Source organism: Pedobacter steynii, assembly GCF_900103665.1.
GTDB lineage: Bacteria > Bacteroidota > Bacteroidia > Sphingobacteriales > Sphingobacteriaceae > Pedobacter > Pedobacter steynii.
Genome location: NZ_FNGY01000003.1, coordinates 748,826 through 763,714 on the forward strand (window position 1 = coordinate 748,826; position 14,889 = coordinate 763,714).

Annotated in this window: 15 protein-coding genes; 7 read left to right on the forward strand and 8 right to left on the reverse strand. The window is 41.9% G+C overall.

The genetic code is table 11. The features are described 5' to 3' along the window. Window positions 1–4: 4 nt before the first annotated feature. Window positions 5–424 carry a VOC family protein gene (locus BLQ87_RS11340; RefSeq protein ID WP_245723843.1) on the reverse strand — a complete coding sequence of 140 codons (420 nt, stop codon included), beginning with the start codon at window positions 422–424 and terminating at the stop codon, window positions 5–7. 128 nt (window positions 425–552) lie between these two features. Here BLQ87_RS11340 and BLQ87_RS11345 point away from each other — a divergent pair, with 128 nt between their 5' ends. The 3 genes from BLQ87_RS11345 to BLQ87_RS11355 all read left to right on the forward strand — a co-directional run bounded on the left by BLQ87_RS11345 (window position 553) and on the right by BLQ87_RS11355 (window position 3,407). Continuing rightward, window positions 553–1,533: a GlxA family transcriptional regulator gene (locus tag BLQ87_RS11345; RefSeq protein WP_074606526.1), complete on the forward strand. Its 981-nt coding sequence runs from the start codon at window positions 553–555 to the stop codon at window positions 1,531–1,533. Window positions 1,534–1,544: 11 nt separating this feature from the next. Beyond that, the gene (locus BLQ87_RS11350) at window positions 1,545–2,333 is read left to right on the forward strand and encodes a helix-turn-helix transcriptional regulator (RefSeq protein ID WP_074606528.1); all 789 of its coding nucleotides are present in this window, start codon (window positions 1,545–1,547) and stop codon (window positions 2,331–2,333) included. A 123-nt stretch (window positions 2,334–2,456) separates the two neighbouring features. Then, on the forward strand, window positions 2,457–3,407 hold the full coding sequence (locus tag BLQ87_RS11355; RefSeq protein ID WP_074606979.1) for a nitrilase family protein: 951 nt from the start codon (window positions 2,457–2,459) through the stop codon (window positions 3,405–3,407). A gap of 76 nt (window positions 3,408–3,483) precedes the next feature. On the opposite strand, the gene BLQ87_RS11360 is transcribed toward BLQ87_RS11355, so the two are convergent. From BLQ87_RS11360 to BLQ87_RS11370, 3 genes are all read right to left on the reverse strand, one after another. Further along, window positions 3,484–4,548 carry an META domain-containing protein gene (locus tag BLQ87_RS11360; RefSeq protein WP_074606530.1) on the reverse strand — a complete coding sequence of 355 codons (1,065 nt, stop codon included), beginning with the start codon at window positions 4,546–4,548 and terminating at the stop codon, window positions 3,484–3,486. Between the two features lie 138 nt (window positions 4,549–4,686). Further along, the gene (locus tag BLQ87_RS11365; protein WP_074606532.1) at window positions 4,687–5,394 is read right to left on the reverse strand and encodes a DUF4198 domain-containing protein; all 708 of its coding nucleotides are present in this window, start codon (window positions 5,392–5,394) and stop codon (window positions 4,687–4,689) included. 15 nt (window positions 5,395–5,409) lie between these two features. After that, window positions 5,410–6,657, reverse strand: coding sequence for a PepSY-associated TM helix domain-containing protein (locus BLQ87_RS11370; protein ID WP_074606534.1), 1,248 nt, complete (start codon window positions 6,655–6,657; stop codon window positions 5,410–5,412). 188 nt (window positions 6,658–6,845) lie between these two features. Here BLQ87_RS11370 and BLQ87_RS11375 point away from each other — a divergent pair, with 188 nt between their 5' ends. Then, window positions 6,846–7,265 (forward strand): SRPBCC family protein, encoded by a 420-nt coding sequence (locus BLQ87_RS11375; protein ID WP_074606537.1) that lies wholly within the window; start codon window positions 6,846–6,848, stop codon window positions 7,263–7,265. Between the two features lie 2 nt (window positions 7,266–7,267). Here BLQ87_RS11375 and BLQ87_RS11380 read toward each other — a convergent pair whose 3' ends face one another. The 3 genes from BLQ87_RS11380 to BLQ87_RS11390 are packed head-to-tail and all read right to left on the reverse strand — an operon-like array spanning window position 7,268 to window position 10,478. Then, complete coding sequence (locus BLQ87_RS11380) at window positions 7,268–8,431, reverse strand: TIGR03364 family FAD-dependent oxidoreductase (RefSeq protein WP_074606539.1); 1,164 nt, start codon at window positions 8,429–8,431, stop codon at window positions 7,268–7,270. 21 nt (window positions 8,432–8,452) lie between these two features. Further along, window positions 8,453–9,790: a DUF5690 family protein gene (locus tag BLQ87_RS11385; protein ID WP_074606540.1), complete on the reverse strand. Its 1,338-nt coding sequence runs from the start codon at window positions 9,788–9,790 to the stop codon at window positions 8,453–8,455. 7 nt (window positions 9,791–9,797) lie between these two features. Beyond that, window positions 9,798–10,478, reverse strand: coding sequence for an HAD-IA family hydrolase (locus BLQ87_RS11390; RefSeq protein WP_074606542.1), 681 nt, complete (start codon window positions 10,476–10,478; stop codon window positions 9,798–9,800). Between the two features lie 148 nt (window positions 10,479–10,626). Here BLQ87_RS11390 and BLQ87_RS11395 point away from each other — a divergent pair, with 148 nt between their 5' ends. Both BLQ87_RS11395 and BLQ87_RS11400 read left to right on the forward strand, forming a co-directional pair. Further along, the gene (locus BLQ87_RS11395) at window positions 10,627–11,103 is read left to right on the forward strand and encodes a TspO/MBR family protein (RefSeq protein ID WP_074606544.1); all 477 of its coding nucleotides are present in this window, start codon (window positions 10,627–10,629) and stop codon (window positions 11,101–11,103) included. A gap of 82 nt (window positions 11,104–11,185) precedes the next feature. After that, window positions 11,186–11,716 (forward strand): hypothetical protein, encoded by a 531-nt coding sequence (locus tag BLQ87_RS11400; RefSeq protein WP_074606546.1) that lies wholly within the window; start codon window positions 11,186–11,188, stop codon window positions 11,714–11,716. Here the strand turns inward: BLQ87_RS11400 and tamL are convergent. Beyond that, the gene (gene tamL, locus BLQ87_RS11405; protein ID WP_083361809.1) at window positions 11,713–14,127 is read right to left on the reverse strand and encodes a translocation and assembly module lipoprotein TamL; all 2,415 of its coding nucleotides are present in this window, start codon (window positions 14,125–14,127) and stop codon (window positions 11,713–11,715) included. The genes BLQ87_RS11400 and tamL overlap by 4 nt on opposite strands. On the opposite strand from tamL, the gene BLQ87_RS11410 reads away from it, so the two are divergent. Next, complete coding sequence (locus BLQ87_RS11410) at window positions 14,118–14,867, forward strand: TrmH family RNA methyltransferase (protein ID WP_074606548.1); 750 nt, start codon at window positions 14,118–14,120, stop codon at window positions 14,865–14,867. The genes tamL and BLQ87_RS11410 overlap by 10 nt on opposite strands. The last annotated feature ends 22 nt before the right edge of the window (window positions 14,868–14,889 follow it).

The following is a 14,889-nucleotide window of genomic DNA, read 5'->3' on the forward strand; positions in this document are numbered from 1 at the left end:
CCACCTACTGCTGATTTTTATCAAAATGTAACAACCAATTGTTCCCATATTTATCCTTCAGGTCGCCGAATAAAGCCCCCCAGAAACTATCTTCCAAAGGATGGGTTGCGGTACCTCCCGCTGCAAGGCGTTCGTAACAGCTGCGGGCTTCGGCCTCTGTACTGCAATTGAGCATCAGGGAAACCGCGTTCCCCTTTAACAAGCCTTCGCTCCCTACCATATCCGATGCCATAATCCGGATCAGTCCATTCGTCAGCGTCGCATGTAAAATATAACCTTTCATCTTTTCCGGCATTTTTTCCGATAGCGGTGATGCTCCAATCGTTTGGAAGCTCAGTTCTCCACCCAGGCAGGACTGGTAAAAAGTCATCGCCTCCCTGCAGTTGCCGGCAAAAGTGAGATAGGAGTTAATAGATGTCATCATGATCAAAATAAATTAACGATTCAAACTTAACAGGAAGCTTAAAAAAAAGCCTTGTGTAAAAGCGACAATTAAAGGGGTTGTTTACGACAATAAAACACAATATATTTGATATCAAATCGAATGCGCAGATGAAACATATTTCAATCTTAGTTCCTGAAACAGCGGTTATTGAATCTATTGCCGATCCAGGCTATCTCTTCAGGATGGTTAACGAGTTTCTGGAATCTTCGGGAAAGCCCGCCTTATTTCATGTACAACTGGTGGGTTTATCAAAAGAAACCAGATTGAACAACAGCCTCTTTTCTGTCCACGCGGATAAATTAATTGATGAAGTCAAAAAGACCGACCTGATCTTTATCCCTGCATTGAGCGGACATATGAAAACTGCCCTGGAACTGAACAAAGACTTCCTTCCATGGATCATTGACCATTACCATAAAGGGGCTGAAGTCGCTTCACTATGTATTGGTGCCTTCCTCCTCGCTTCCACAGGTTTGCTTAAAGGAAAGCAATGCTCTACCCATTGGCTGCATGCAACGGAATTCCGGGAGATGTTTCCTGATGTGACCCTCGTTGATGGCAGTATCATCACCGAAGAACAACGGATTTACTCCAGTGGCGGAGCCAATTCCTATTGGAATTTACTGCTCTATCTGGTAGAGAAATATACAGACCGTGACACTGCAATTCTGGCTTCCAAGTTTTTCGCCATTGATATAGACAGGGAAAGTCAGGCTGCATTTATGATGTTCCAGGGCCAGAAAGACCATGAAGATATCGAGATCAAAAAGGTTCAGGAATTTATAGAAAGTAATTATCAGGATAAAATCACTGTAGACCAGCTGGCTGGCATGTCTGCCCTGGGCAGAAGAAGCTTTGAACGGAGATTCAGTAAAGCCACCAACAATACCGTCGTAGAATACATCCAGAGGGTAAAAATTGAAGCGGCAAAAAGAAGCTTTGAAAGTAGCAGAAAAAACATTACGGAAGTGATGTTCGATGTCGGATATACGGATACAAAGGCCTTCCGGGATGTGTTTAAAAAGATTACCGGACTAACCCCGATAGAGTACAGGAACAAGTATAACAAACAAGCCGTACCGGCTTAACAACAGCTCCTATGCAAATCTTTCCCTCCCCTCATCTGTCCAATATGATCAAACACTTTCTCATTATCGAAAGTGATCATCCGGAACTGGCGGAACATCATTTTTTTCCAGATGGTAATTCGGGAATGGTTTTTCATTATGGAGATCCTTTTGTTGAGCATCCCGGGAGCTTTATCTACGGGCAGGTGAGCAAATTCAGGCGCATCCGGTCCCAGGGTAAAATCGGAATGCTGGTGGTGGTCTTTCAGCCTCATGGAGGCCACCTGCTGCTGGGAATTCCCGCCAATGAGCTCAGCGACGAAATCTGCACTTTGCCTGATTTCTGGGGCGCTGAAGCCAGAACGCTGGAAGATCAGGTCCTTCATGCAGCAGATAATGTGAGGCGCATTGAAATCCTGGAACACTTTCTGACCAAAAAATTAAACGGTTGCCTGGACACAGATCCGGTGATCCGGCAAAGCCTGGAGTTGATTTATGCCCATCATGGCCTAACCCCGATACATGAACTGAATCAAATACTCCAGGTTAGTGAAAGACAACTGGAAAGAAAATTCAAAGAAAATATCGGAATTTCTCCTAAAAACTTCTCCAATGTGATCCGTTTACAGTTCTTTTTAAAGCTGTTCCGGACCAAATCCCCGGAAAAAAGCCTCACAGACATCGGCTATGAAAGTGGCTATTATGACCAGGCACACCTCATCCGGGAGTTCCGGAAAAGTGTGGGGCTAAGCCCTGGTCAGTACATCTTTAAAACCAACCGCCTGGCTGTAAATCTTGTCCAGCTCCCTCCGCTTTTATAAGCGGTTTGTCAGAGACTGATGCTTGTCGGCTTTGTACAATTTCCAGTGCTTATTTTCCAATACGTTTGCTTTCCTATATTCCCCTGTTATGGCAACAGGCTGATTAAAACAAAATTTAAGACGATGAAGACACTAAAAATTGCAACCGCACAATTTGAAAACCGCAGCGGCGATAAAGCGTATAATCTGGACCGCATCAATGAACTCTCTGCCCGTGCAGCAGCCTCAGGAGCAGACGTTATCTCCTTCCATGAATGCAGCATCACCGGATATACTTTCGCCAGAAATCTGAGCAAAGCCGAAATGCTGGAACATGCAGAATATATTCCCGATGGCCCCTCTATTCAGAAATTAAAAGAAATTGCTGCTGAACATCAGATTGTAGTTCTGGCAGGATTGTTTGAAAAAGACAGCAATGATGATCTCTTTAAGGCCTATGTAGCTGTGGACCAGAACGGACTCATCGCCAAATACAGAAAACTGCATCCCTTCATTAACCCGCACCTGAAGCCTGGAAATGAATATGTCACTTTTGATCTTTTCGGATGGACATGCAGCATATTGATTTGTTATGACAACAACATTGTTGAAAATGTCAGGGCAACCACCCTGCTTGGTGCACAAATCATTTTTATGCCTCATGTCACAATGTGTACCCCTTCTACCCGTCCGGGAGCAGGCTTTGTAGCACCTGAATTGTGGGAAAACAGGGCAAATGATCCTACTTCTGTCCGTGCAGAATTTGATGGCCTGAAAGGGAGGGCATGGTTGATGAAATGGCTTCCTGCAAGGGCTTACGACAATGCCGTTTACGCCATTTTCTCCAACCCGATAGGAATGGACGATGATCAGCTTAAGAACGGCTGTTCCATGATTATTGATCCTTACGGTGATGTAATTGCAGAATGCCGGGAACTGGGCAATGACATTGCTATCGCCTCAATTACGCCGGATAAGCTGGAGAAAGCCGGTGGACATCGTTATAAAAACGCCCGCAGACCTGATTTATACCGGGACATCATCGGACAGGAACATGAGCCAAACCAGCAGGTTACCTGGATGACCAAAGCCTGATCCTGTTTTTATCAATACGCAAAGAGGGGCAAAATAAATCCTGCCCCCTCTTAAATATACTTTATGATAAAATTGCTTATTTGGTCAGTCCAAACATCAATACCAGGTGATTGTTCTGATAAAGGTTTAAAGTCTGATCAGCAACATCAAAACTAAAATCTTTAGTCCCTAATATGCTTAAAAACTTATTTTCCAAAGCGCTCAATTTCTGATCTAAACAAGCACGACGGGTACTTGCCGCAGGTCCAAAAGCAATGGTCTTGCTTCCTGCCTGGTAAGTACCAACGTAGTTGTTACAACCAGAGTTACCATTGAAACGTTTCTCCGCAAGGTTGAAATTGATCGTTACCGGCGATTCCGTCTGGGTTTCTCCATTCATTTGAATCAGTCTCCATTTATGACTTCCAATAAACTTCCAGATGTCATTCCCCGCCTCACCTTTTCCATTACTGAATTCTAAAGCTTTTACACCACCTTTATAGAAAGTCATGGTATTGCCGTTCTTCACTACCTTAAACGTTTTGGTGTTTAATGCCTCTGTAAACTCATGCTCCAATTTATTTACTTTATCATCCGGACAAGCCATTAATGTGGAAGCTACATTTCCTACCGTAATCAGCTCTGTTTTCTGATCATAGCTGAAACCACCGAAGATACGATTACATCCTCCGGAACCGGAAAACTTATTGACTTTAGGATCTAAGGTCAGGTGAATTCTACCACCCTCTACCGCTTTTCCATTCATGTTCACCAAAGTCCATTTTTGATTTCCTACAGCCACAAGCGGATCTTTTCCGGCATTATTAACCGCTATTTTCTGCTTTTTGATCACCTTTTTCAATTTGTAGGTATAAATGGACGCATCAGCAGGTACATTCTTTCTTTTAGTACGAATCACAGAAAGCGTATAACGGTAACCTTCCTGATGTTTGAAGCCTTCGATTTCGCTATAAAACAACTCCCAGTTTTTACTATTCTTATATTTTACCTGTAGACAATTCATTGGAGCAACTCCCGTGCAGGAAGCCCTGTCTTCCTTTACCATCAGTCTGATAACTTCAGCAGCCATGGTGCTGGAAATACTTCCGAGAACGATTAATAAGGACAAAATTCCCTTTTTTGTAATGATACTTTTTAACATTGTGTGTGTATTTATATTGTGTTTTAACCTTTGTCCAGTTAACCGGACGTTGATATCCTTGCAATTCCCACACCAAATTCAAAACAAAAACGGCGGCCACCATCGGTGACCGCCGTTTTCATCAGCTCAATTGAGGGCTTAGTTTACCGCGATACTCAATGTTGCAATGCGTTCAATACTTTCAAATGCCTGTCCTTCTACTTTTTCATTTTTACCCGCTTCCAGCAGATAAGTACCCGGCCATTCCGGGATAAAAGTAGTTTTTCCATCAGCACCTGTTTTCACCTGTTTCGTCCATCCTTTCGGGGCGAATACAGAAACTTCTACATCCCCTGTCGGCTGCGCTTTGAAATGGCTGCTCAATGTGATTGCCTTTCCTGTTTTTAAGCTGGCCAATGCATCCACAAACACACCTAAATCAGCTTTATTTGCTAAGGCAGTATTGCCCACATTTGCTTTACCTACACTGACCAATGCAGCTGCATTAAATTGATATTGCTTTTTACCTGCGATTTGTTTTACCGTATGGCTGATGCTTAAGGTATATACACCATCTGCTGCCGGAGTAAAGCTGGCCACAAAATGATCTTCCTTTGGCGTCACTTTTAATTGTTCTTTTTCTCCCTGAGGATTGATCAGCCAAAGGCTGAATTCTTTTGTATCCGACCACCAGTCGCCCAGTTTCTCAGGTTGGTTCTCTCCGGGTTCACCGTAGAAAATTTTCACTTCCTGAGCGGCTCCTTTTTTACCATTTGCCGCCGTTTTAATAAACAAGGCATGGGCAAATAATTGATTTACGCTAAACATCAGGATCAGCGATAGTACAAGTGTTTTTAGTTTATTCATTGTTTTATTTTGTAATTAGGTGATACTTTCTTCAACGACAACAGTCTTTTTAGCAACAGGCTTGGCTGCTGCTGTACCTGGCTTTTTTGGTTTCTTTTTTCGCTTGCCCCACCAGATGATAAATCCGGTAATGGGTAATGAAGCACCAATCAATGCACCAAAAAAAGCCAGAATTTTACCCGGTAATCCCAGGATAGAGCCAACATGGATATCGTAATTCATTTTTCTGATTTTCGCCGGCAAAGCCGCTTCTGAAAACTTCACATCATAAACCGGGTGTGCGGGAAATTCCTTTAAAGTATGGCGGTCAAAAGCAAAACTCATGTTGTCATAATACTTTCCAACCGTGGGATAGATATAGATATTAATCGTCGACTTTGCATCCGTTGTATCTGGATAACCATAGTAAAATCCCCTTGCCTCCGGAGTTTTAGTGATCACCTTTTTCCAGGCCAGGTCCATCGCTGCAGCGGAAGTATAGAACTTATTGGCCTGCAGGGAATCAGATTTTGCATCTTTATAATCCGGGAGGCTTTGGCCTGCTGAAGTTACCCAATACAAACCTTTACTGTACCATTCGATTCCGTAGACCATTCCCGTTAAAGCGATCGCAAGCAGCACCAGCAGCGAATAAAATCCCAATACATTATGAAAATCATAGTTGACCCGTTTAAATGAGGCGCCCCATTTAATCTGAAAGCTTCGTTCTCTCGTATTTTTGGTCCATTTCTTTGGCCACCACAATACAATTCCACTAATCAGTATGATGACAAAAATCAGGGTACTATAATTCACGATGGGCCTTCCGATCTGATAGGGCATCCATAAAAACCGATGTCCGCTGAGCACGAAACTGAAGAAATCTGTCTCCCCTTTTTCTTTCAGCTCTTGTTTAATGAGTTGCCCGGTATAAGGATGGATGTAAAGCGTAGTATTTCCACTTCTTCCTTCTCCCAGTCCGACGGTGATTGCTTTACCTTGTCTGTAAGTGGCATAACTCACCTTTTTATCAGGATAAATCTTCGCGGCTGCATTGGATATCTGGGAAGGCGTCAAAACAGGCTTATCCTGTCTCGCAATATTGGTTTCCGGATTTAAAACAGATTGAATTTCATCTATGAACACATAAAGGCATCCCGTTACACAAACGATCACCATCACGATTCCTGTTACCAATCCCAACCAAAGGTGAAGCCAGGCAGAGATCCGGTAAAATAAGGATCGTGGATGTTTTTTCTTTTTAGGGTTTGTATTGGATGTCATAAATTTACTGGCATCCGCAAATATATGCTTATTTAGAATAGGTACAAATAAAGATAAGCTTATTACGATATATTTTTATCAGCATCTTCCGGAAAAGCCTTGATAATTTGTCTTGAATTCCCCTTAAATAATTCCGGTTTCCCCTTTACAATTGGATCATATGGAGCTTATCTTTAACGAAAAAAGAAATGGCCAATATAGAACACATCAATGTATTACGCGCTCCTATAGCAAAGGTATACGAGGCACTCACTACTGAGGAAGGACTGACAGCGGTATGGACCAGTGAATTGAAAGTAAAACCAGAAGTAGGCTTTATCAATGAGTTCAGCTTTGGTGCTGAAACGGATCGTTTCGAGATTAAAGCACTTGTTCCTAACCAACGGGTGTTATGGTATTGTATAGATTCCGATCCCCAATGGATAGGAACAAGTGTTTCTTTTGATTTGGAAGAGAAAAACGGAAAGACCTTTGTCACCCTGAAGCAAACCGACTGGGCGGAAGTAACGGAGTTTTACAGGCATTGCAACTATAACTGGGCCTTCTTCCTATACAGTCTTCAATGCTATTGTGAAAACGGAAAAGGCATCAATTACCAGCAGCGGTAATCCTAAATCCCCAGGATCTTTTTCAAACTCGCTTCCGTATAACCGGCACTTGCCGTCATGCCTTTACCACCGATACAGGTACGGATATGGATGCAATCTTCGATGTCGTATTCCAGGATATGCTCGGTAGGGTGCTGCGGATAAAATCCGGCCCAGGTAGTTGCCATATCACGGAGGTTGAAGTTCACAATCCGTTCCCCCTCTTTTAACATCAGTTCATTGATGTGTTGTTTCACATTAAAACCAAGTTCATCGAAATGATTTACATCGGCATATTCATGAGAATCCCCGATGATAAAGCTACCATCTTCCGCTTTTTTAAGCAGGAGGTGAATTCCCCATTCTTTAAGTTCCCGGTAATGTTCCGGAATGCTTAAATTTTTAAACGAAGGACAATATTCTTCAAAACTTTCATACCTCCTGATGGTTAGACCCGTCAGGATATTCCCTTCAAGTTCCACTTTCGGCATGGGAACAGTGCGCATCATCTGAAGCTTACTGATCACCTGTCCACTCTTTTCAAATAAAGCTGGGAACAATAGTTTAAATTCATAACCATTGCAAAGCACCGCTTTATCTGCGCTGTAAATGTCCCCTCTGCTCAAACGGACTTCCGCTCCTTTTCCGTTGGCAACGCAATCTACAACCGGCGAATTGCACATCAGGGTATAGTTTTCAAACTTCCCGCGCATGAACTCCTGCAGGCGATAAATCATCGCCGTCGGGTCTACACTGATCTCCTGATCAAAAAGCAAAGCTTCTTTTGCATAGCTGCTTCTTATGGCCGGATATTTAGTCAGAATTTGCGCTTTTCCCAGCAGTTGCTGAGTATAACCCAGCGTATCATAATGTGCTTTCAGTTCATGAATCAGATTTTGTTCTTCCTCATCGGAAGCAATATATACACTTCCGTTTTTTCTTACGGAAATGTCAAATTCCTGCTGGATCTCCTGATAGATCTCCAGACCGCGGACCCCATAATCAAACCAAACGCCGGTCATCCCGGAAGGAATCACCTGACCAAAATTCCTTACCGTAGCGCCTACCGGATAATTGTCTTTTTCCAGTTGCAAAACCTTCTTTCCGTTTTTCAAGGCATGGTAAGCATGGAAGGTGCCTAATATTCCACCTCCAATTACAATCAGGTCATAATGTTTTGTACTCATTTTTTTAATTTTAATGATGATTTATTCGGCTCCCCTTTTTCCCTCCAGGCTCAATCCGGAGAGGGCAATGTTACTTTCTTTTTTCTTATTCTTTAAACTTTTCTGACGGAAATACAGCAGAGAAAACATGCTGCAGGTTACCCCTACCACTGCTGCGATGACCGCGCTCTGCCTGAAAAAATGACCCCAGCTGATCTCTGCATCACCAAACTCTTTGAACAATAAAATACTCACACTCCCCAGGTATCCGATAGAATCTGCCACATACATGACAAAACCGATATTGCTTTTATAATGAAAGGTAGCGATCATGCGCTCAAAGAAGATGGCATTATAAGGAATATAAGCCATGTATAAGCCCATCCCCACCATCACCATCCAGACTACCGGGCTGATGTAATGTGCATCAAAGAGTAAGGTTCCGATTCCCGTTAAGGCACATCCGGCGATGATCATTCCATGAATGATAATGAAGGCCTTCAGGTTGTTCTTTACCAGGATCAGCATGCTCACCAGGAACAAAACGACTAGCGCAATGAAACCGTCTATTTTGGTATAGATATGGTTATCTGTTACCCCAAGGTCATGCCAGATCTCGACTTCAAAATTATCCCTCAGGTCGCGGATAACGGTCAGGACTACATAGATAATTACAGTGAGAATAATCCCGGGGAGGAAATTCAGGATAAACTTTTTACGCTGTGCAGCGTCCATTGGTGCCCTTTTCGTTCTCAACAGCTGATCTTCTTTCGTTGGTGGCGGCATGAGTTCCAGAAAGCCTACAAACAGCAATAATGGAATCACAAACAACAGACCTGTACAGAAAGGCATCCAGTATTCATTAACTGGAAACACCTCCATAATCGTTCTTGCTACCGTTTTTATGAATCCCGAAGCAAAGATCAGACTGACCGACAGGATTGCGCCCATGAACTCCGTATTACGCCGGCCTTCCAGATAGCTGAACACCAGTCCCCAGATCATTCCCAGGGGAAAACCATTGATAAACAGGAAAGCAATGTTCCAGGGAGCTGGTGTAAGCGCAAAACCCAGTAAGGCAAACCAGGAGACCCCAATCAGCTTAAGAATGCTTCGTCCCCTGTTTTTTCCTGAGGATTCCGCAATAAAGCGAATGCCGTAAAACTTACTGAAGGTATAGCCCAATACCTGAGCAATGACCAGCCATACTTTATAATCGATCCCCAGATAGCCATGTCCATCAAAGGTGCCCGCCGTAAATGCTTTACGAAAAGCATACATACTCGTATAACAACCAAATGCTGCTAAGCCGGCCAATATAGAGATATGACTATACGACCATCCGGCAACCTTGTTCCGGCAATGCTGTAAGAGGCTCATCCTGCTATTATTGACTGATGATTTCTAACACTTCAGCGATATCATCGATGATATGTGTAGGATGATATGGCAACAATTCAGCATGGGTAAATGCACCTGTGGTAATGCCGATGGTATATTTACAACCCGAATTTAAGCCTTCATTTACATCTACTTCCGTATCTCCTACCTTCGCCACTTCCATCGGATCTGTGATGTTTAACTCTGCCATGATCTTTTTGATCATATCCGGATAAGGTCTGCCATTGGGTACTTCATCACTTGCCACCATAAAATCAACGGTATCTTCCCATTTCAGACGGGAGAGGATGATGTCGGCGATATCTCTTGAAAATCCGGTATCCAGGCCGATCTTGATGCCCAGCTTTTTCAGCTGAACAAAGGTATTTTCTACATTCGGAAGGGGAACCACATCAGCCGAAGTCTGGTAGAAATCAATCATAAACGCCACAAAGTCGGCATGGATATTGGCAATCAGTTCCGCAGTAATCTTGGTTTGATCTGATTCTTCTTTTTGAAGGATCATTTCTATAGCAATGGGTTTCTCGTAACCCATCATTGGATTTATGACTTCAATATTTACTTCATAACCATGCACTTTCATGGCTTGCTGGAAGGCCAGACCTACGTAATTTTTATCTTTTACGGTGGTACCGGCCATGTCGAACACTACTAATTTTATAGACATCTTAGAACATTTATTTGTTCTGCAATACTAAACTTTGTTTATTAAAACTAAACAAAGTTAAAGTTAAGGAATTGTTAGGTTTATTTAAATCGCCCCGGATCGAATCAAAATCTTAGATTTGCGGTGTTCACCTTATCAAAAACAGACCATGAAGTTCAATCCCATTGCTTTCGTCGTTAACCTCGCCATTCCTTTAGCTGCAGGCGCACTGGGCAGCATGCTCACCCTGACCTCGGTAAAAACATGGTATCCGACTTTAGCTAAACCTTCTTTTAATCCGCCCGACTGGCTTTTCCCTCCCGTATGGACTTCTTTATTTATTCTGATGGGATTTTCAGCTTACCTGGTATGGCAAAAAAGAGCACAGGTGGCCCATTTCCCAAGAACCATTGCGATTTATTTTATCCAGATCGTGTTAAATATTTTATGGTCTTTCCTGTTTTTTTATGCCCATTCTATCGGTGCTGCATTATTTGAAATCTTTGCTTTGCTGATTGCAATTGTGATCAATGCCAGGGTGTTTTATAAGATAGACAAAACCGCAGGATTACTTTTTATCCCTTATTTTTTATGGGTATGCTTTGCAACCTTACTGACTTACAACATTTTCAGTCTGAACGGATAATTTATTGGGCAACACCTGAAAACATGAGTGCTTTTGCTACATTTGGAATATTTTTTAATCATCATAAATGATTTGTAGCCTAATGAAACGTATATCCTTATTGTTTTTTCTATTCCTGGCCTATGCTTCTGCTTTCGCACAAAATGCAGACATCAATAATTTTATCGTTAAAGAAAGCTTGCTTAAAAACAGCAAGCTGGCCATTATTGCAGCAGATTCCCTGGATCATCCGATAGAAAAAATTAACGGGGTTTATACCTTTACGGTAAGTGGATTTACCCAGTCTATTACCTTCAATGATGGGGTTGCAGTCTTGCCTTTACAACTGGAAAGGTCTGCTTTTGTATACCTGAAACATCAGAATGATACAGGCACACACAGTAAGCTTTTGTATGTGTACAAGAAGGACGGGACGCTAAATCCATATACGATCAACAGCATGTGGCTGATCCTCTTTCCGGTCATCCTGGTATTCCTGGCCTTTGCCTTCAGAAAGTTCATCATCATTGCAGTGATCCTGTTGTTGGTTTTCTTTTACTTTAACCATAGCAACGGATTGAATGTATCTACTTTCTTTGAGACGGTCTTTGACGGCCTCAAGAAAATGTTTTAGAAAGGCATCCCTATCCCGAAATTGTATTGTACAAAGCGGTAGCTGTCCGGATCATTTTTGAGCTTATATGCAGCCTTGAAATCCCGGCCTCCGCTAAAGAACTTACCAATTACCCATTGAGATTCTCCCTCTCCGGTAAATTGTGGGTCTTTAAGTTTAAGTCCGACATCAAAACGGAATACGAAGTATTGTACATCATACCTGAATCCTACACCCGTACCGATTGCAATTTGCTTTGCCAGATTTTTAAATTGAAAACGGGTTTCCGGAAATGGGTGAGATGCACTATCAGAAACATTCCAGACATTTCCCATATCCAAAAATACTGCACCTTTTAATTTCCCGCCGAAAAACTTATCCACGATCTTATACCGGTATTCCAGGTTGGCTTCGATATGCATTTCGCCTAATTGATCAATGCCGAAAAATGCCCTACGGAGTTCTTTAGTTAATATCCTGTTTCCCCTGTTATAATTACCGGGACCAAGTGTTCTCGCCTGCCAGGCTCTTACCCCGGCAGAACCTCCCGCAAAAAACTGCTTCTCAAAAGGAATTTCTGTTGAATTTCCATAAGCATAGCCGACACCGGCATTTAGTCTTGCCACGAACTGACGTTCTCCACCTAATCCTTTATACCAGCGAACATCGACCTCCGGACGGATATACTGGTTAAAAGGAAGGCCAAGAATTTCGGCTGGTTTTCCGTTTTTAGGATCCGATTTAGTTCCTGTAAGTTTTGAGATCCCCTGGAGTAAATTACCTGCAACATCTATATTTCCCCGAAAATAGATGAAACTCTTATTGCTCAAAAGCTTATCAGCATTTAAAGAGTAAGTATATTTTATTCCCAGGGTAATGTCTTTTCTGTCAAGTAAAGCAATGCTATAAGCATTAGTTTTAACAGGATCACTGATGTTACCTGTAGAATCTACCAGATCAAAAAGTATGTTTCCCGTTCTATATTCGAAATTCAAGGGAGTAAATGAATGCAGCTTCGATTTTGTTTCAATAAATTCATAAGTCAGAGAGGTTTGGATCACCTTCCTGGTAAAAAGGTCTTTCTGTAAGGCATAGACATAACTGGCAGAAAAAATAGTATGTGGCATCCCGTTTTTACCGGTCACATATTTGGAGAAGAACGGTGCCATCAGTCTCGGAACAGATAAACTGGTACTTACAGAAAAATCACGCTGATATACATCACCAAAAAGACCACCACCTTGCCCGATTCTGGACTGCAAACCTCCCTTGACCTGAAACTCAAATTTTTCTGCCCCCCTGAAAAAGTTATTATTGGTATAGGTATTACTCAAAGTAAAACCAACTGTTCCTCCGTTAAAAGGAACCTCTCCCTCTACCCTGTTGCTCATGATTTTCTGAGGAATCAACTGAATAAAAGGATTCACTTTATTGGAACTGTCTTTCGCTTTCTGATACTCAATCTTCACATTCTTGAAGACATTCAATTCGTATAAACGATCAAAAGTGGTCGTCTCATTCCGAATGTCATATTGTTCCCCCTGACGTAAAAAATTATACCTGACGATAGGGTTTCTTCTGAATTTCTTTGAAAGATCCGTATACCTCAATCCATTAAATATCCGTTTGTTTAAAACCACAGTATCCGGGTATCCGTCTGAATTCGGGGCAATCAACAGATTTGTTTCTCCAATCGTATATTTCACATGATGAGGCTTATCCAATGGATTGTCGATCTGTAAAGTCACTTTTGCCTTGCTCGCATTGCTGTTAGAGTCGACCAGGTATTTCACATAAGGTTTCGCGAAGTCATAATATCCGTTCTCCTTCATCAATTGATAAATCTGATCCCTTTCATGTCCAAGAGAATCATCGTCATAACGCATCCCTTTTTTGATATGGGTAAACAGCTCCTTCTTCGACAAATACAGGCTTTTAACCGCAGAATCCGGAATCTCATAATTGATTTCACTAATCGAAAACTCCGGTCCTGTATCAGTGGTAAAAAGTACTTCTGCCTTCTGGTTCTTAACTTTAATATCCGATTTCACTTTAGCCATGAAATACCCTTTGGAAACGAGGTATTTTTCAATCTGGTTGCGGGAGATTTCTACCAGCGCACTATCCAGAATTGGCGGAGGACTTCCAATAGATTTAATATTACTGGTCTTATAACGGCCGTTCTTCGTGTTGAATATATTGTACAAAAACACATTTACGCCAATCGTTGAAGTAGGTCGGATGTCTTTTTGAATATAGTTGTAAGCTTCTTCTTCGAAAGTCTTATTTAAGCTGTCAATTTTTACTTTTTTTACAACGGATTGATAGTCTTCAATGTATTTTGTTGAGGAACATCCTGCAGCAAAAACAATAATAAGTAGTAATATTGCACGAAACCGGACATTCTTTTTATAAATATAGTATGCTTTCAAAATCTCAAATAAGTTTTATTAAATCGTTACATCAAAAAAAGTACCGTAAAGAAAATGGGATATTTATTATTGAAGGTATAAAATCTATTGCAGAATTTATTCAATCTTCATACCAGATTCATAGTATCTATTACCTGGCTCAATATCAGCCGCTACTCCCTGCTTTACCGGCAAATATAAAGTTATTTGAAGTAAACAACGCCGAACTGGATAAGATTAGTACGTTACAGACGCCACAGGGAATTCTTGCCTTGGTCAATATTCCTAAAAATCCGGTGCTGGATGTGAAACAGCTCCAAAATACCTTTTCTTTAGTACTTGACGATATACAGGATCCGGGAAACCTGGGCACCATTATCCGCACGGCCGACTGGTTCGGCATTAAGCAGATCATTTGTTCCAACCATACCGTAGAAGTCTATAATCCGAAAACGGTACAGGCAACAATGGGTTCCTTAAGCAGGGTAAATATTTTTTATCAGGACCTTGCCCCCCTGTTATCCGAAACAAAGGTTCCGGTATTCGGAGCAGTATTTAATGGCAAAAGCATGTACGAACTGGATTGGGGAAAGGAAGGATTGGTCATTTTGGGCAATGAAGGACAGGGAATTTCCCCGGAAATCATCGAACTCATCACAGATCCGGTCACAATTCCGAGGATTGGAGGAGCAGAATCTTTAAACGTAGCTGTTTGTGCTGCAATACTATGCGCAGATATTAGCAGAAATTTTCAAAAATAAATTGCATACTAAGTTATAATTA